This is a genomic window from Nocardia huaxiensis, from assembly GCF_013744875.1.
GTDB lineage: Bacteria > Actinomycetota > Actinomycetes > Mycobacteriales > Mycobacteriaceae > Nocardia > Nocardia huaxiensis.
In genome coordinates, this window is record NZ_CP059399.1 from 586,346 (window position 1) to 604,094 (window position 17,749).

13 protein-coding genes are annotated in these 17,749 nt (G+C 69.4%); 9 read left to right on the forward strand and 4 right to left on the reverse strand.

Going from position 1 to position 17,749, the window contains the following annotated elements; all coding sequences use genetic code 11:
* The first annotated feature begins 11 nt into the window (after positions 1 to 11).
* Both H0264_RS02630 and recR read left to right on the forward strand, forming a co-directional pair.
* Positions 12 to 344 (forward strand): YbaB/EbfC family nucleoid-associated protein, encoded by a 333-nt coding sequence (locus H0264_RS02630; protein ID WP_181582476.1) that lies wholly within the window; start codon positions 12 to 14, stop codon positions 342 to 344.
* Between the two features lie 15 nt (positions 345 to 359).
* Positions 360 to 968 (forward strand): recombination mediator RecR, encoded by a 609-nt coding sequence (gene recR / locus H0264_RS02635; protein WP_181582477.1) that lies wholly within the window; start codon positions 360 to 362, stop codon positions 966 to 968.
* Between the two features lie 3 nt (positions 969 to 971).
* On the opposite strand, the gene H0264_RS02640 is transcribed toward recR, so the two are convergent.
* From H0264_RS02640 to H0264_RS02650, 3 genes are all read right to left on the reverse strand, one after another.
* Complete coding sequence (locus tag H0264_RS02640) at positions 972 to 1,184, reverse strand: hypothetical protein (protein WP_181582478.1); 213 nt, start codon at positions 1,182 to 1,184, stop codon at positions 972 to 974.
* A 166-nt stretch (positions 1,185 to 1,350) separates the two neighbouring features.
* The gene (locus H0264_RS02645; RefSeq protein ID WP_181582479.1) at positions 1,351 to 1,992 is read right to left on the reverse strand and encodes a hypothetical protein; all 642 of its coding nucleotides are present in this window, start codon (positions 1,990 to 1,992) and stop codon (positions 1,351 to 1,353) included.
* 43 nt (positions 1,993 to 2,035) lie between these two features.
* The gene (locus tag H0264_RS02650; protein WP_181586142.1) at positions 2,036 to 2,290 is read right to left on the reverse strand and encodes a hypothetical protein; all 255 of its coding nucleotides are present in this window, start codon (positions 2,288 to 2,290) and stop codon (positions 2,036 to 2,038) included.
* Between the two features lie 126 nt (positions 2,291 to 2,416).
* On the opposite strand from H0264_RS02650, the gene H0264_RS02655 reads away from it, so the two are divergent.
* The 6 genes from H0264_RS02655 (at position 2,417) to H0264_RS02680 (ending at position 15,022) form a co-directional block, all read left to right on the forward strand.
* Positions 2,417 to 5,902, forward strand: coding sequence for a transglutaminase family protein (locus H0264_RS02655; protein WP_181582480.1), 3,486 nt, complete (start codon positions 2,417 to 2,419; stop codon positions 5,900 to 5,902).
* Positions 5,903 to 5,923: 21 nt separating this feature from the next.
* A complete protein-coding gene (locus H0264_RS02660; RefSeq protein WP_420832032.1) occupies positions 5,924 to 8,926 on the forward strand; it encodes a circularly permuted type 2 ATP-grasp protein in 3,003 nt (1,000 codons plus the stop codon).
* The gene (locus tag H0264_RS02665) at positions 8,923 to 9,810 is read left to right on the forward strand and encodes a transglutaminase family protein (RefSeq protein ID WP_181582481.1); all 888 of its coding nucleotides are present in this window, start codon (positions 8,923 to 8,925) and stop codon (positions 9,808 to 9,810) included. The genes H0264_RS02660 and H0264_RS02665 overlap by 4 nt, the downstream gene beginning before the upstream one ends.
* Positions 9,803 to 10,834, forward strand: coding sequence for a zinc-binding metallopeptidase family protein (locus H0264_RS02670; RefSeq protein ID WP_181582482.1), 1,032 nt, complete (start codon positions 9,803 to 9,805; stop codon positions 10,832 to 10,834). Before H0264_RS02665 ends, H0264_RS02670 begins: the two co-directional genes overlap by 8 nt.
* A gap of 207 nt (positions 10,835 to 11,041) precedes the next feature.
* Complete coding sequence (gene leuA, locus H0264_RS02675) at positions 11,042 to 12,844, forward strand: 2-isopropylmalate synthase (RefSeq protein ID WP_181582483.1); 1,803 nt, start codon at positions 11,042 to 11,044, stop codon at positions 12,842 to 12,844.
* Between the two features lie 177 nt (positions 12,845 to 13,021).
* A complete protein-coding gene (locus H0264_RS02680; protein WP_181582484.1) occupies positions 13,022 to 15,022 on the forward strand; it encodes a MinD/ParA family ATP-binding protein in 2,001 nt (666 codons plus the stop codon).
* 89 nt (positions 15,023 to 15,111) lie between these two features.
* Here H0264_RS02680 and H0264_RS02685 read toward each other — a convergent pair whose 3' ends face one another.
* The gene (locus H0264_RS02685) at positions 15,112 to 16,014 is read right to left on the reverse strand and encodes a LysR family transcriptional regulator (protein ID WP_181582485.1); all 903 of its coding nucleotides are present in this window, start codon (positions 16,012 to 16,014) and stop codon (positions 15,112 to 15,114) included.
* A 714-nt stretch (positions 16,015 to 16,728) separates the two neighbouring features.
* On the opposite strand from H0264_RS02685, the gene H0264_RS02690 reads away from it, so the two are divergent.
* Positions 16,729 to 17,688: an EamA family transporter gene (locus tag H0264_RS02690; RefSeq protein WP_181582486.1), complete on the forward strand. Its 960-nt coding sequence runs from the start codon at positions 16,729 to 16,731 to the stop codon at positions 17,686 to 17,688.
* The last annotated feature ends 61 nt before the right edge of the window (positions 17,689 to 17,749 follow it).

Sequence of the window (17,749 nt, forward strand, 5' to 3'; positions counted from 1 at the left end):
GAGGAAACGCCGTGCAGCCCGGTGGCGAGTTCGACATCCAGCAGTTGATGGCCCAGGCCCAGCAGATGCAGCAGGCCGTCATGGCCGCGCAGGCGGAGATCGCCGAATCCGAGGTGGAGGGCGAGGCGGGCGGCGGTCTGGTGCGCGTCAAGATCCGCGCCACCGGCGAGGTGCTGTCGCTGGCCATCGACCCGAAGATCGTGGATCCCGAGGATGTCGACACCCTCCAGGACCTCGTCATCGGCGCGCTCAACAACGCCATGGAGAACGCCCAGAACCTGGCCGCCGAGCGTCTCGGCCCGCTCGCCGGTGGTTTCGGCGGCGGCGCGCTCCCCGGCTTCTGATCGGGAAGGGCGCAGGTGTACGAAGGTCCCGTTCAGGATCTGATCGACGAGCTGGGCAAGCTCCCCGGCGTCGGTCCGAAGAGCGCGCAGCGCATCGCCTTTCACTTCCTTCAGGTGGAGCCCCCGGAGATCGACCGTCTCCAGGCGGCGCTCCAGAAGATCCGTGACGGCGTCCGCTTCTGCTCCGTCTGCGGCACCGTCTCCGACGGTGACCTCTGCCGCATCTGCGCCGACCCCCGCCGCGACCGCACCATGATCTGCGTGGTCGAGGAACCCAAGGACGTCCAGGCCATCGAGCGCACCCGCGAATTCCGCGGCCGCTACCACGTCCTCGGCGGCGCGCTGGATCCGTTGTCCGGCATCGGCCCCGACCAGCTCCGCATTCGGGAGTTGCTCACCCGCATCGGAAATCAGGACGACGGCGTGGACGTCACCGAGGTCATCATCGCCACCGACCCCAACACCGAGGGCGAGGCCACCGCCACCTACCTGGTCCGCATGCTCCGCGACTTCCCCGGCCTGTCCGTCACCCGCCTGGCCTCCGGCCTCCCCATGGGCGGCGACCTCGAATTCGCCGATGAGCTGACCCTCGGGCGCGCTCTTTCCGGTCGTCGAGCGCTGTAGGGGCTAAGTCCAGTACGGCGCGGCGGGCATCATTGCCGCCGGGTGCGGGCACGGGATGTGCTGGCTGTTGCGGGGAATGTCCGCGCCCGCGCCGGTGGCGTGCAGGGCTATGGCGACGGCGAAGGTGGCGCCTAGGCCGGCCAGGACCGCCAGGCTCTTGCGGAGCTTCGCGTTGTCGAACTTCTTGACGGGCAGCGCTGGGCGGAGCTTCAACATGGTTCTCTCCTCGCTCGGGAGTGAGTTGCGAGAACGAGCTGTGGCCCACCGGGCCGGGTCAGCGCAAGGCTAGCGTTCCTGCACGGGCGAAGGCTTGCTTCGGGCGTGTCTCTAGCCCGAATCGAGACTTCACCGAGTGCATACCGAGATCAGTGCGGTCCCGGGATCAGAAGGTGAGGCGCTGCCAGTTCTGCGTGTCGAAGTGGCTGCGGTCGCCGGTGGTCCACTGCCAGATGAGGTCGGCCACCTCGGTGGGGGAGTCGACGGTGGTGGCGAAATGCTGGTCCGCGGAGCCGTCGCGGTATTCGAGGACGTAGTGGCCGTCGGGGTGGCGGAAGGTCTGGATGTAGAGCTCATCGCCGGTTTCGACAATGAGGTAGGGGCCGGGGTCGGCCAGGGCCGGGATCCACAGGTGGGCGAGTTCCTTTGTGAGATAGGGGAATTCGCCCGCGCCACCGTGGGTGACGGCGGCGGGGACGCTGCCGGCGGGGTCCATGATCCAGGCCAGCTGCGGGTCGTAGACGGCGTAGCCGCGCGGGGTGGCCAGTTCGAAGAGCAGATTGCGGACGTGGCCGATGGCGTCGTACTGGGTGGAGACGAACAGGGTCGCACCGATGCCGGTGTCGGCCGCGGGAGTCTCGAGGAAGGCGTCGGCCTCGGGGAGGGCGGCATTGCGCTTGTCGAGTTCGGCGGCGATCTCGGCTACGACCTCGGTGGCCGGGTGGCCGTCCTGTGTCGTCAGGTACGCGTCCACCTCGGCGGGGGTCGCGGCGGCACCGGAGGGCAGCAGTACGAGGTCGTAGCTCACCGGGCAAGGCTACGGGGTGCGGCCCGCCGCGCCCGGTCCGGGCTCAACCGACCAAGCCGGATGCGGTGGACGCCGCCTCGGCCTCCATGACCTCGACGTGGATCTCCAGGAATTCGGTGCCGCGCGGATCGCAGGCGCAGCCGCCGAGAATGTCGGCGCAGTCGGCGATCAGCGGATGCCGCGGGTAGGCATGGTCGGTGCAGTCCGGTTCGGTGCACTCCACGGCCAGGTCGAGGTGTTCGATCAGCGTTCCGTGGCAGTGATCGAGGGCCGCTACACACAGTGAGCATCGGCTCATGAAACCTCCTCCAATCTCCCTCGGGTCTACCACTGAGGCGCGCCGAAGGTGGGAGGTCGCCGCGTGTCGTCCGAACTGTCGGAAATCCGCCCGCGTGTCATGGCTTTGGCGTGGTGAACTGTAGTGATGGGAATCAAGGTTTCCCTCGAACATCGCACGACCTACACCTTCGACCGGCCGGTCCTGATCCATCCCCACGTGGTGCGTTTGCGCCCGGCGCCGCACACGCGCACGGCCATCGAGGCGTACTCCATGCGGGTCACGCCGGCCGACCACTGGGTGAACTGGCAGCAGGACGTGTTCGGGAACTTCATGGCGCGCCTCATCTTTCACGAGCCGGCGCGCGAATTGTCCATCACCGTCGGATTGATCGCCGAACTGGAGGCGCTCAACCCGTTCGACCTGTTCGCCGAGGATTACGCCGAACGTTTCCCGTTCGAGTATCCGCCGCAGCTGGCCGCCGACCTCGAGGCGTATCTGCGACCGGTGGACGAATACGAATCCGGTTCGGGCCCCGGCGAATCCGTGCGCGCCTGGGTGCGCCGCCACCATCCGCACGAACGGCCCAAGAGCATCGACTTCCTGGTGGACGTGAACCGGGCCCTGCACCGGGAGATCGGCTACACCATCCGCATGGAACCGGGCGTGCAGACCCCGGACCACACCCTGCGCACGAAACTCGGCTCCTGCCGGGATTCGGCCTGGCTGCTGGTGTCCATCATGCGCGAATTCGGCCTCGCCGCCCGTTTCGTCTCCGGCTATCTCATCCAGCTCGCCCAGGACGTGCCCTCCCTCGACGGACCCTCCGGCCCCCCAGCCGATTTCACCGACCTGCACGCCTGGACCGAGGTCTACCTCCCCGGCGCGGGCTGGATCGGCCTCGACCCCACCTCCGGCCTGTGGGCGACCGAGGGCCACATTCCCCTCGCCGCCACCCCGCACCCGGTGTCCTCGGCCCCCATCACCGGCGCCACCGAACCGGTGAAAGCCACCCTCGATTTCGCGAATACGGTCCGTCGCATTCACGAGGATCCCCGAGTAACCCTGCCCTACCGTGATATTCAGTGGCATCGCATAGCCGCCCTCGGCGCGGCGGTGGACGCCCGCTCCGAGGCCGCCGGCATCGGCCTGACCGTCGGCGGCGAACCCACCTTCGTCTCCCTCGACGACCAGACCTCGCCCGAATGGACCACCGCCGCCGACGGCCCGCACAAACGGCAACGCGCCGCCGACCTCGCCCAGCGCCTGCGCCGCATCTACGCACCGCACGGCCTCGTGCAATACCGCCAGGGCAAGTGGTATCCGGGAGAACCCTTGCCGCGCTGGGAAATAGCCACCCTCTGGCGCGCCGACGGTCAACCCCTGTGGAACAACCCCGACCTTCTCGCGGACCCCTGGTTGACCGAACCCACTCCGGGACAGTCGAATCCGGAGACGGCGTGCGAAATCATCGAGCACATCGCGGACGGACTGGGCCTGCCACGCACTCAGGTCCGCCCGGCCTACGAGGATTCGCTGCTGCGCCTGGCCGCGAAAAACCGCGTCCCGGAGGGTGACCCGGTCGAATCCGAGGACGACATCGCACCCGGTGAGGACTCGGTCCAGGCGCGAAAAGCCATGCTCGCCAAGCTGGACACCCCGGTCGACGAACCCGCCGCCTACGTCCTGCCGCTGCACCGCAAAGCCGACGACGCCGGCTGGGCGAGCGCGGACTGGCAGCTGCGCCGCGGCCGAATAGTACTGGCCGAAGGCGATTCTCCCGCCGGACTGCGACTGCCGCTCGGTGCGATCTCCTGGCACGCACCACCGGTCCGCCCGGACTCCGATCCGGTGATCGTGTACCCACTGCGGACCAGCGACGAGCTGAGCGCCGCGGATGAGGGCGGAGACGAAGCGGACGCACTCCCGGCCGATGAGCTCCGGGCGGACGGCGCGGCGATGGCGACGCCCGCACGGCAGCCGGGCGACGAGCCGCGCGCGGTGGTGGAACCTGCCGACCATGCGCCGATCACCGCGCTGGTTGCGGAGGTGCGGGACGGGCGGTTGTTCGTTTTCCTGCCGCCGGTGCAGGAGCTGGAGGCGTTCCTGGATCTGGTGCGGCGGGTGGAGGCCGCGGTGGTGGCGGTCGGGCAGCCGATCGTGCTGGAAGGGTACGGGCCGCCGGTGGATACGCGGCTGGAGAGTTTGTCGATCACGCCGGATCCCGGGGTGATCGAGGTGAATGTGCAGCCGACCGGGAGTTTCGCGGCGCAGGCGGAGTTGCTGGAGAACCTGTACGAACAGGCTCGGCTGGCGCGGCTCACCACCGAATCGTTCGATGTGGACGGGTCGCACAGTGGGACCGGCGGCGGCAATCACATCACGCTGGGCGGGCAGACTCCGGCGCGGTCGCCGCTGCTGCGCAGGCCGGATCTGCTGGTGTCGATGCTGACCTACTGGCAGCGGCATCCGTCGCTGTCATACCTGTTCTCGGGGCGGTTCATCGGGCCGACCTCGCAGGCCCCGCGCGTCGACGAGGGCCGGCCCGAGGCGCTGTACGAACTGGAGATCGCCTTCGCGGAGATCGCCCGGCTGAGCAGACTGCACGCCGAGCAGCGGGCAGCCGAGCCGGGCCCGCCCGAGCCCTTCGAAACCGCGTGCGCGCCTTGGGAAGTGGATCGCGCGCTGCGGCATCTGCTCACGGATCTCACCGGCAATACGCATCGCGCCGAGTTCTGCATCGACAAGCTCTACAGTCCGGAGTCCGCGCGCGGCCGCCTCGGCCTGGTGGAGTTGCGCGGGTTCGAGATGCCGCCGCACTTCCGCATGGCCATGGTGCAGTCGCTGCTGGTGCGGGCGCTGGTGCTGCGGTTCTGGGAGCGGCCGTACACCGCACCGCTGCTGCGGCACGGGGCGAATCTGCACGGCCGGTATCTGCTGCCGCACTACCTGCTGGCCGATATCGCCGATGTCGCGGCCGATCTGCGCTCGCACGGTATCGAATTCGATATCAGCTGGCTCGATCCGTTCGCCGAGTTCCGTTTTCCCCGCATCGGCACGGTGGTACTCGGGGATATGGAAGTGGAACTGCGCGGTGCGATCGAACCGTGGAACACGCTCGGTGAGCAGACCGTCGCCTCCGGCACCGCCCGCTATGTGGATTCGTCGGTGGAGCGCCTGCAGGTGCGGGTGTCCGGCGTGGATCGCGGCCGATACGCGGTGACCTGCAATGGTTTCCCGGTGCCGCTGATGCCCGCGGGGAAGGCGGATGTGCAGGTGGCGGGTGTGCGGTTCCGCGCCTGGCAGCCACCGAATTCGCTGCATCCCTCGCTGACGGTGGACGCGCCGCTGGTGTTCGACGTGGTGGATCTGGAGACCGGTCTGTCGCGCGGCGGCTGCACCTATTACGTGTCCGATCCGGGCGGTCTGTTCTACGACACCCCGCCGGTCAACGAACTCGCCGCGCAATCCCGGCGCAACCGGCGTTTCGCACCTTCCGGACATACTCCGGGACCGGTCGACATCGCCGATCTGCGTGCCAAAATGGCCATACAGGCCACCGACATCGGCGCGCCCGGAATCCTCGATCTGCGCCGGGCGCGCACGGTGTGGGGCACGACCCGCGACCGATAGGCACACCCGGGGAGTGGAGCGGTGACAGTGCTGGACACGACGCCACCCGGTGACGCCACGGCCGAACCACCGGACCGATGGACCGCCACCCGCGCGCAGGTCGCCGGCGAATACGCGAAATACCGTGCGGCGGCGGCCGATACCGGCGCGTTCGACGCCTGCGGGCTGCCCACCGGCGGCTACTACGACGAACTCGTCGACAGCGCCGGCCGCCTGCGCGACTCCTGGACCGAACTGTCCGCCGACTTCCTCGAACAGGGGCGAGACGGCCTGCACCGCATCAACGATCGAGTGCGGCGGCTCATCGAGGACGACGGCATCACCTACACCGAACTCACGCCCACCGACGAACCCGACACCCCCTCCCCGTGGCGGCTCGACCCGATCCCGCTGCTCGTCTCCGACACCGACTGGACGACCCTGGAATCCGGTGTCGTGCAACGCTCCCGGCTGCTCGACGCCATCCTCGCCGACGTGTACGGGCCGCGCCGCCTGCTCACCTCCGGACTGCTGCCCGCTCGCATAGTGTTCGGGCACACCGGTTATGTGCGTGCCGCACATGGCATCTCGCTGCCCGGCAGGCATCAGCTGTTCCTGCACGCCTGCGATGTCAGCCGCTGGAACGACGGCGGCTTCCGCGTCCTCGCCGACTGGGCGCAAGCGCCTTCCGGTGCGGGCTACGCGCTGGCCGACCGCCGCGTGGTGTCGGCGGCCATCCCCGAAGCCTTCGAACTGGCCAGCCCGCGCCCGCTCAACCCCTTCGTGCGCGCCATGCGCCTGATGCTCATCGAAGCCGCTCCGCGCGCCGCGGACGAGGAACCGGTCGTGGTCGTGCTGAGTCCCGGCGTGCACTCCGAAACCGCTTTCGATCAGGCGTATCTGGCCTCGGTGCTGGGTTTCCCGCTGGTGGAGAGCGCGGATCTGGTGGTCCGCGACGGCTTCCTGTGGATGCGCTCGCTCGGCACGCTGAAACGCGTCGATGTCGTCCTGCGCCGCGTGGACGCCGAATTCTCCGACCCGCTCGACCTGCGTCCCGACTCGCGGCTGGGCGTGGTCGGTCTGGTGGAGGTGCTGCGCCGCGGCGCGGTCACCGTGGTCAACACGCTGGGCAGCGGCCTGCTGGAAAGCCCCGCGCTGTCGGCCTTCCTGCCGCGCCTGGCCCGCACGCTGCTCGACGAGGACCTGAAACTGCCCGGCCTCCACTCCTATTGGGGCGGTGACGACCTCGAACGCACCCAGCTGATCGCCCAGCTGCACCGCCTGATCCTGCGCTCCACCGTCGACGGCTCCACCGTCTTCGGCCCGCTGCTCACCCGCGCCCAACTCGCCGAATGGCGCACGCGCATCGATGCCGAGGGCTGGCGCTGGACCGGCCAGGAACCCGCCCGCTTCTCCGTGGCCCCCGCCGTAGCCGGCCAGGGTGAACTCGCCGCCGCCCCGGTCGAATTCCGCCTCTTCTCCCTGGCGGGCCGTGTCGGCTACCGCGTCATGGCGGGCGGACTCGGCCAGCTTCACCAGCGCACCGGACCCGACGGCATGATCGGCGAGGCCGCCGCCAAGGACATCTGGGTCCACGCCACCCCCGCCACCGTCCCGGCCGTGGAGGTTCTCGAGGAACGAGAACGCCGCGCCCCGGCCGCACCGGCACTCGAGGTCGTCAGCTCCCCGCGCGTCCTCAACGACCTGTTCTGGCTGGGCCGCTACGGCGAACGCGCCGAGGCGACGGTCCGCCTCCTCACCGCGATCCACGACCGATACCAGGACTACCGCTACCGCCCCTGGCTGGAGGGCGCGGAAGCCATGCCCGTCCTCATCGCCGCCCTGAGCCACATGACCGGCACCACCCTGCCACCCCCGAAAAAGAAGACAGCACAGCGGCATCCGATCACCGCGCCCGGACCTGGGGCAGATCGAACCCCGGAATCGGGCAGTCCCGCCGGAGATCCGCGGGAGCGGAACGCCCCCGCCCGCAACCGGCCCGCGGAACCGCCGGATCGGTCGGGTGCGCCGCCGGGCGGGCGTGGGCAGTCGCAGCGCCAGGGGGAACAGTGGCAGAGTCGGGAGCCGGGCCGGGGCGAGCGGCAGGACCCGGAGCCGCCGGACCCGGGTGAGTGGTGGCAGCTTCCGGGCGCGGGGGCGCCGGGGTACGGCGGGTCGGCGAAATCGATGCGCCGGCGGGAGTATTCGGATGAGCCGACCATGCCGATCGCCCTGCCGGGCGCATCCCGGCGCGATCACGACTATCTGCTGGCGCTGACGGTCGATCGTGAGCTGCCCGGGTCGCTCGCGTACGCCATGGACCGCTATGCGAAAGCCGCTCGCGCCGTGCGAGATCAGCTGTCGCCGGACACCTGGATGATTCTCGGATCGGTCGATCGGGCACTGTCGGAATACCGTGCGGCGCGCGGAGATCGGGGTGCGGCGCTGGCGGCGGTGCATTCGCGGGCACTGTCGGCCTTGCTGGCGTTGACCGGGATCGACTCGGAAAGCGTTGTGCGCGACACGGGTTGGTACGTGATGGACATCGGCCGCCGGCTCGAGCGCGGGCTGGCGCTGTCGGCACTCATGCGGGCCGCCCTCACCAGCGTCTATCCGCCCGAGACCGATCGGGTGGTCACCGACGCGGTGCTGTCGGCGACCGTTTCCTCGGTGAGTTACCGTCGCCGCCACCGGGATTCGGTGCGCATCTCCGCCGTGGCCGGACTGCTGCTGTTCGATGCGAGCAGCCCGCGCTCGCTGGCGTATCAGCTGGAGCGACTGGACGCCGACTTCCTGGCCCTGCCCGCGACCTCCGGATCCTCACGCCCGCAACGACTCCTGAGCGACGCGCGGCGCATGCTCCATCGCATCGACCCGGCCGACCTGGAGGTCACCGGGGAGGACGGCCGGCGCACCGAACTCGCCGACCTGCTGGACGGCGTGCACCTGCGGCTGCGCAAGATCGCCGAATCCTTCGAGCTGACCAGGCTTTCGGTGCCGCGCGAGATTCAGCCGCTGTGGGGTTCGGCGCGGGTGGTGGGGTGAGCGTGCGCAGATATCGGGTTCAGCATCGCACCGTCTACGAGTACTCGGACGTGGTGACCAGCTCCTACGGTCGGGCCTACCTGACGCCCCGGGAATTCCCGGGGCAGCGGCTGCTGTCGCACGATATCCACGTCGACCCCGTGCCGTCGGACCGGTCGGTCGGCGCCGACGTGTACGGCAATACGACCCTGTATTTCCATGTCACCGCCGACCACGAACGGCTGGAGGTGACCGGCGAATCCCTGGTCGATGTCGGCCGCCCCGCCGAAATGCCGGACGTCCCCTGGGAGATGGCCCGCCCCGCCACCGAGAATGGTCCGCTCGCCGTCGAATTCGCCCTCGATCTGACCCCGCCCGAACTCACCCCTGGCATCGCCGCCTATGCCGCGCAGTCGTTTCCGCCCGGCCGCCCACTGCCCGAGGCGGTGGCCGAACTCACCACCCGCATCCACACCGACTTCACCTACGAGTCCGGTTCCACCACCGTCAGCACCAGTGTCGCCGACGTTTTCCAGGCGCGCGCAGGGGTGTGCCAGGATTTCGCCCGGCTCGCCATCGCCTGTCTGCGCTCGCGGGGTCTGGCCGCCCGCTACGTCTCCGGCTACCTCTCCACCGACCCGCCGCCGGGCAAGGAACGCATGGTCGGCGTGGACGCCACACACGCCTGGGCCGCGGTCTGGCTGCCGGACGCTCCCGGACCGGGCCGCTGGATCGGATTCGACCCCACCAACGACCAGTTCGCGAACGACCGCTACGTCACCGTCGCGTGGGGCCGCGACTACGCCGACGTCCCGCCCCTGCGCGGCATCATCTACACCGACGCCAAGGAGAGCACCATCACCGTCTCCGTCGACGTGGCCCCGCTCGAGGTGCCCGATGCGTGATTTCAGCTGCCCCCGCTGCGGTCAGCGGCTCGCCTTCGAGAACAGCCTGTGCCTGAACTGCGGCAGCCCACTGGGTTTCAGCCTCGCCGAACGGTCGATCCTGGTGCTCGCCGACGAACCGAAACCTGATCAGGCCGACAACGACGGCACCGTCGACGCCCAGCGCTACCAGTTGTGCCCCAATCGGCATGTGGCCGAATGCAACTGGCTGGTCCCCGCCCCGAACGGCGACCCGCCCCCGCTGTGCGAGTCCTGCCGCCTCACCCGCACCCGCCCCAATGACGGTGACGCCGAATCGCTTCCGGCCTTCGCCGAGGCCGAGGGCGCCAAACGCCGGCTCGTCCTGGAACTCACCGAACTGGGCCTGCCCATCGTCGACCGCGACACCGATCCCGAGCACGGCCTGGCCTTCGACCTGCTCTCCAGCGCCGCCGAACACGTCGTCACCGGCCACGAGAACGGCGTGGTCACCCTCGACCTGGCCGAGGGCGACGACGTGCATCGCGAGCAGCTGCGCGTGGAGATGGACGAGCCCTACCGCACCCTGCTCGGCCACTTCCGCCATGAGATCGGTCACTACTATTTCCAAGTCCTGATCAGCACCGATGCCACCCTGAACCGCTACCGCGAACTCTTCGGCGACCCCTACGCCGACTACCAACGGGCCCTGGACCGGCACTACGCCGAGGGCCCGCCCGCGGGCTGGGAGAACACGCACGTCTCCACCTACGCCACCATGCATTCCGCCGAGGACTGGGCCGAGACCTTCGCCCACTACCTGCACATCCGCGACACCCTGGACACCGCGGCCGCGTTCGGATTCGCTCCCGCCGGAGCCACTTTCGAGCGCCCGCAGGTGGGCCGCGCCGGTTTCGACCGCATCATCGACCTGTGGCTGCCGCTGGCCTGGTCGCTCAATATGCTCAATCGCTCCATGGGCCATCACGACCTGTACCCGTTCGTGCTGGCCGATCCGGTGCTCGCCAAAATGCGCTTCATCCATGAACTGTGTGCGGGACTATGAAGTGGTGTCCCCCGATGTGGCGCCGGTCGCCCCCGCTTCCGGGCTTCTATCGCGCCCCTGTAAACTGCTGATCATCATGCAGCGGGCACTTCTTCTCCTCGGCCGCCGCGACGGGTTCTGATACGGACTGGCTCCCGTCGCGGGTGTTAGTCGTGCCGGTCTACCCACACTTTGGGATCAAAGCCACTCTCTCGGAGATAAATCGCCATGTCACCTGCTGATGCTTTCGTTTCCGGCTCGCGCACCATCACCGTGCCGTCGAAACCCGCCCCGGCCGATCAGCCCGCGTGGAACAAGCAGAAGAACTCTTCGATGCCGACCTTCCGGTATCGCCCGTTCGCCGAAGAGGTCGAGGCCGTCGAGCTGCCCGACCGCACCTGGCCGAACAAGATCATCGATCGTGCGCCGTCGTGGTGCGCCGTCGACCTGCGCGACGGCAACCAGGCGCTCATCGACCCCATGAGCCCCGCCCGCAAGCGCCGCATGTTCGACCTGCTGGTCCGCATGGGCTACAAGGAGATCGAGGTCGGCTTCCCCGCCGCCTCGCAGACCGACTTCGACTTCGTCCGAGAGATCATCGAGGACAACGCGATTCCGGACGACGTCACCATCCAGGTGCTCACCCAGTCCCGCCCGGAACTGATCGAGCGCACCTTCGAAGCCTGCAACGGCGCGCCCAACGCCATCGTGCACTTCTACAACTCGACCTCCATCCTGCAGCGTCGCGTGGTCTTCCGCGCCGACCGCGAGGCCGTCAAGAAGATCGCCACCGACGCCGCCGCACTGTGCCTGGAGATCGAGAAGAAGTACCCGGACACCAACTGGCGCTACGAGTACAGCCCCGAGTCCTACACCGGCACCGAACTGGACTACGCGCTGGACGTCTGCGACGCGGTCTCCGCGATCATCCAGCCCACCCCGGCCAAGCCGCTGATCATCAACCTGCCCGCGACCGTGGAGATGGCGACCCCGAACGTCTACGCCGACTCCATCGAGTGGATGAGCCGCAACCTGGCCCGCCGCGACTCCATCGTGCTGTCGCTGCACCCGCACAACGACCGCGGCACCGCCGTGGCCGCCGCCGAACTGGGCTACCTGGCCGGCGCCGACCGCATCGAAGGCTGCCTGTTCGGCAATGGCGAGCGCACCGGCAATGTCTGCCTGGTGACGCTGGGCATGAACATGTTCAGCCGCGGCGTGGATCCGCAGATCGACTTCTCCAACATCGACGAGATCCGCCGCACCGTCGAATACTGCAACCAGCTGCCCGTGGCCGAACGCCACCCGTACGGCGGCGACCTGGTCTACACGGCCTTCTCCGGCTCGCACCAGGACGCCATCAACAAGGGCCTGGACGCCATGAAGGCCGCCGCCGACAAGGCCGGCGCCGATGTCGACGACATCACCTGGGAGGTCCCGTACCTGCCCATCGACCCGAAGGACGTCGGCCGCACCTACGAGGCCGTCATCCGGGTGAACTCGCAGTCCGGCAAGGGCGGCGTCGCCTACATCATGAAGACCGATCACGGGCTGGTGCTGCCGCGCCGCCTGCAGATCGAGTTCTCGCAGGCCATCCAGAAGATCACCGACGGCGAGGGCGGCGAGGTCACCCCGAAGGAGATGTGGGACGTCTTCTCCGAGGAGTACCTGTCGGCCATCACGCCGCTGGAACGCATCCGGCAGAAGGTGACCGCGTCGGAGACCGACGGCGGCGTCGACTCCATCAGCGCGGTCGTCAAGGTCGACGGGGCCGAGCAGGAGATCACCGGCACCGGCAACGGCCCGCTCGCCGCCTTCGTGGACGCGCTGTCCACCATCGGCTACGACGTGCGCATCCTGGACTACAGCGAGCACGCCATGTCCGCGGGCGACGACGCGCAGGCCGCCTCCTACGTCGAGGTGGCCATCGGAGACAAGGTGACCTGGGGCGTCGGCATCGCCACCTCCATCACCACGGCCTCCCTGCGCGCGGTGGTCTCGGCAGTCAACCGTGCGGCCCGCACCCGCTGACCGCCAACGAGATTCGCGTTGCTGCCCCGCAACCCACGGATGAACGTGTGGTTGCGGGGCAGTTGCGCAGGTACGCCAAGGTTCACCAGGCCCGGATGCGATCGGGTCGGTGATGTTAGCGTTGAAACGCATTAGCGCCGAGCTCTCTGCTCGAACAGCCGGGCAGATGGGGGACACGTGACCAAAGATCAGAATTCCACCTCGCAAGCCGAGGACCGGGACGCCGCCGACCAGGCAGCGGACGCACTCGCCGCCGAGGCCGCCACGGACGCGGCGGACTCCGCCGCGACACCCGATCCCGCCCCCGAGGAGGACGGCAAGTCGCCCGCCGGGTTCTTCCCGCCGGTCCCGGATTCGATCGACCAGGCCGTGGCCTTCGAGCAGACCGTGCACTTCGGTGCCTCCGGGCAGCCGAACGACGCGCCGAATCCGTTCGCGCCCGGTCCGCAAGGGCCCGGCGAGGGGCCGAGTCCGTTTGCGGCGGGTCCGAATGGACCTGCTGGTGGTCCGAACGCATTCCCTGGCGGTCCGTACGGACCTTCCGATGCGCCGAATCCGTACGGGCCGGGGCCGAATCCCTATGGGCAGCAAGGGCCTTACGGTGCGCCGCCGCCGTTCTCGGGCGGCCCGGACGGGCAGGGGCCGTTCGCGCCCGGCGCTCCCGGACCGTTCCAGCAGCCCGGATTCCCGCCCACCGACGGGTACCCCATGCCGGATGCCGGGCAGTTCGCGCCGCCGCCGAATCCCGATGCGCCGGGGGCGGTTCCGCCGCCGGGCGCGTCCTTCGGCGAGTTTCGGCAGCAGACCCCGTACGGCGAGGTCCGGCAGGAGATCGGCAGCGACGGCATGGTGCGGCGAGTCTTCGCCGAGGAGCCGCGGCCGGAACACGGTGCGCCGCACGGTGATCCGAACCAGAGCGGTCCGGGGCAGATCGTCGGTCAGCCGGGGCAGCCCGGTGGTCCGGGTGAGCCCGGTCAGCCGGGGCAGTTCGCCGGCCAGGGTCAGCCCGGTGAGCCGGGCCAGCCCGCACAGTTCGGTGGCCCGGGGCAGCCGGGGCAGTTCGCGCCGTCGGGTGAGCAGCCGGGCGGGCCGATCTACAGCTGGTCGCCGCCGCCCGCCGCACCGCCGCAGCAGTCGCAGCCGGGATTCCAGCCGGGCTGGACTCCGCAGCCGCAGCAGGGTTTCCAGCCGCAGCAGCCCGGTTACGGGCAGCCGCAGCACCCGCAGCCGGGCCACTCGGTCAATGATCTGAACCTGTTGAAGCGGGCCCGCAAGGCGCCGCGCAGCGGGTGGCGCCGCGCCGTGCACAAGGCGTCCGGCGGCGTGATCAATCCGGGCGAGTCGCCGGCCGATGTGGTGTACCGCGAGCTCGTCGACCGCGTGAACCAGCCGGTGCGCGGCGACTACCGCATCGCCATCCTGTCGCTCAAGGGCGGCGTCGGAAAGACCACCACCACAGTCGGTCTCGGCTCCACCTTCTCCACCCTGCGCGGCGACCGCGTCATCGCCATCGACGCCAACCCGGACCTCGGCACCCTCGCCCACCGGGTACCCCGCCAGACCCGCTCCACGGTGCGAAACCTGCTGGAGGACAGCCACATCACCCGCTACTCCGATGTGCGCGCCCACACCTCCCAGGCCCCGAGTCGCCTGGAAGTCCTTGCCTCCGAACAGGATCCGGCAGTCTCCGAGGCGTTCAGCGAGGCCGACTACCGCAAGGCCATCGGCATCCTGCAGCAGTTCTACAACATCATCCTCACCGACTGCGGCACCGGCCTGATGCATTCGGCCATGTCCGGCGTCCTCGACATGGCCAGCTCCCTGGTCCTGGTCACCTCCCCGGCCATCGACGGCGCCCGCTCGGCCTCGGCCACCCTGGACTGGCTCGACCACCACGGCTACCACAAGCTGGTGGAACGAACAGTGGTGGTGGTCAACGCTTCTCGCAAGGGCTCCTCCACGGTCGACCTGGACCAGCTCCGCAAGCTGTTCCTGGACCGCACCCGAGCGGTCCAGGTGGTCCCCTTCGACGACCACCTCGCCGAGGGCGCCGAGATCGACCTCGAACTGGTCTCCAAACCCACCCGCCGAGCCCTCCTGGAACTGGCCGCCATGGTCGCCGACGACTTCGGCTACCACGCCGCCCAGCAACACCAGCAGCGCCCGCCGCAGCACTGAGCGGAACACACGCCAGACCAACTCGCCGCCGCACAGCCCGAATCTGGGTTGTGGGGCGGCGAGTTACGTTGTGGGGTCCGGCATGGGCGTCAGCTGTCGGCGCCGGTGACCTGTTGCGCCGCGGTGCGGAAGGCGGCGAGCACGGTGGCGACCGCCGGGCGCTTGGCCGCATTCGGCCGAGTGGCGAGGTCGTAGACGCGGGCGGCGCGGACGCCGGCGAGGCGGAGCATCACCAGGTTGGGGTTGCGGACTGCGTACCGGGGCATGAGGGCTACGCCGTAGCCGGTGGCGACCATGGCTTCGATGACCGTGAAGTCGTTGAGGCGCTGGGCTATTCGCGGTTGGACACCGGTGACCGTGGCGATGGAGCGGAGCACGTCGTCGACGGGGAAGCCGCCGTGCACGCTGATCCAGGTCTCGTCGGCCAGCTCGGCGGGAACTACCGCCCCATTGCGAGCCAACCTGTGATCGGGGGAGACCACCACGTCGATCGGTTCGCGCATGAGCACCCGCGACGCCACTCTCGGTCCACCGATGGAGGCGGCGCGCTCATCCCGGTGAGTCAGCACCACGTCGTAATCCGCAAGCAGCCGTGGCACTTCCGACGGCGGCACGTCTTCGTCGCGCGCCACCACGTCCACACCGCTGTCGGCCAGTTCCTTCAGTACGGCCGGGAGCAACAGCGCGGCCCCGGACGGGAACAGCGCGACCCGCACCTGCCCGCGCGGTGACCCGCGGTACGAATCCATCTCCGCCACAGCACGATCCATGGCGGCCAGCACTTCGTCGGCACGCACCACCAGCGCGCGCCCGGCGTCGGTGAGCCGCACTCGCCGCCCGTCCGGTTCCAGTAGCGGCACACCGGCTTCGCGGGCCAGCACCTTCAACTGCTGCGACACCGCCGAAGGCGTCATCGACAGTGCCTGCGCCACCGCCGCGACAGTGCCGCGATCCGCCAATTCCCTGAGGACGCGCAGTCTTTCGATCGCCATCGCCCCGCCGCCCGGCCGGCTCGGCAGGAGACTGCCGCTGGTGTCCGCGCTATCGCCGCCGGGTCCAGGTGGGCCGTCGGCCCGGTCGGCAGCGCCGTCCGAAGACTGATTGCCGTCGCGCGGAGGCCGTGCGATGACACGGCGTGGGCGCGGCGCCGCGCCTTCGGGCAGAGGTCGGTGACCCGCACTGCTGCCGGTGGTCTCGGGAGGTTGCGCCGCAACACGTCTGGGGCGTGGGGAGCCGCCTTCGAGGGGGTGGCCGCCGCTGTATGCGCCCGCGGTCTTGCCTCCGGTGGAGTTGTCGCCGACCGGTGCGCTCTCCGTGCCGGGCGTGCTGTCACTCGCGGACCGGGGGATCGACATCGCGCCAGAGATTCGGCGGGGTGGGCGGACGGTCCGTGGCAACAGGCCGGTCTGCGCGGCGTCGGCCCCGCCGTGGGGGACGACCGGGCCGCCCGGGAGCTCGGCGGTGCTGGGCTGGCCGGCGGTCAGGTCGGGTGTGGTCGCGGGCCCGGTCGGCGCGGCGGCCCGGGGTGGGGCCTGTGTGCGCGGAGGCTCTGTGCCGACCGGTTGGTCTTCGTTAGATTGCATGGGTACCGGTCTTCGGGTGCGCGGGGCTCGCCGGGTGACGAGCGGGATCATGTAGTTCTACTACATCATTGCTGCAGAATTATTCGATTGTTCTTACCTATTGGTGAACGCAAGATTTTGGGCATGACCAATCGTGATCGACTGCTCGGGCTCACCGTGGTGCTGCTGTGGGGGCTGAACTTTCTTGCCATTCGAGTCGGGCTCGATCACTTCCCGCCGTTCTTCTTCGCGGGACTGCGGTTCGCGGTGATCGCGGTGCCGGTGCTGTTGTTCGTGCCGCGGCCGAACGTGCCGTGGCGCTGGCTGCTGCTGTACGGCGTGGGCTTCGGGATTCTGCAGTTCGCGTTCCTGTTCACCGCCATGCGGACGGGGATGCCCACCGGGCTGTCGTCGCTGGTGCTGCAGTCGTCGGCGCCGTTCACGGTGCTGCTGGGCGCGATCTTCCTGCGGGAGCGGCTGCGGGCCGTGCAACTGGGCGGGATCGCGGTGGCCGTGGCCGGGATGACGGTGATCGGCTGGGATCGTGCGCAGCACGCGGCCCTGCTGCCGCTGCTGCTGACACTGGCCGGTGGGCTCGGCTGGGCCTTCGGAAATATCGGATCCCGGCTCGCCGCGGCCGATTCCGAAGGTGTCAACCCGCTGCACCTGACGCTGTGGATGGCGGTGATCCCGCCGCTGCCCATGTTCGCGCTGTCCGCGCTCACCGAAGGCGCGACCACGGGGTGGACCGATCTGGCGCACTCGTTCTCGCGGGACGGCTGGCCCGCCCTGGCCGCGCTCGCCTACATCGTGCTGCTTGGCACCATCGCGGGTTCGGGGCTGTGGACGTATCTGATGAGCCGGTACCCGGCGGGCACGGTCGCGCCGCTGTCGCTGCTGGTGCCGGTGGTCGGCATCGCGGCCTCGTGGGCGTTCCTGCACGAGAGCCCGTCGGTGCTCGCCCTGGTGGGTGCGGTCATCGTCATCGTGGGCGCTTTCACCGCCACATCGGCCGGAAAACGCCCGGTCGCCGTCGCACCGGTGTCCAGCCCCCTTGGCAACCGCGCGCTCGCTGAGATCCCGGTGCAGCTGGCAAAGGTCTAGCGGCCAGCGCTCCCTCGGCAACATTCGGTTCGGAAAATCCCACCCGGCGGACCTGGGGTCG

Excerpts from the sequence above, each read along its gene's own strand:
- H0264_RS02690 (WP_181582486.1), top strand. The coding sequence starts at position 16,729 with ATGACCAATCGTGATCGACTGCTCGGGCTCACCGTGGTGCTGCTGTGG.
- H0264_RS02685 (WP_181582485.1), bottom strand. The coding sequence starts at position 16,014 with ATGGCGATCGAAAGACTGCGCGTCCTCAGGGAATTGGCGGATCGCGGC.
- H0264_RS02670 (WP_181582482.1), top strand. The coding sequence starts at position 9,803 with ATGCGTGATTTCAGCTGCCCCCGCTGCGGTCAGCGGCTCGCCTTCGAG.
- H0264_RS02640 (WP_181582478.1), bottom strand. The coding sequence starts at position 1,184 with ATGTTGAAGCTCCGCCCAGCGCTGCCCGTCAAGAAGTTCGACAACGCG.
- H0264_RS02650 (WP_181586142.1), bottom strand. The coding sequence starts at position 2,290 with ATGAGCCGATGCTCACTGTGTGTAGCGGCCCTCGATCACTGCCACGGA.
- leuA (WP_181582483.1), top strand. The coding sequence starts at position 11,042 with ATGTCACCTGCTGATGCTTTCGTTTCCGGCTCGCGCACCATCACCGTG.
- H0264_RS02655 (WP_181582480.1), top strand. The coding sequence starts at position 2,417 with ATGGGAATCAAGGTTTCCCTCGAACATCGCACGACCTACACCTTCGAC.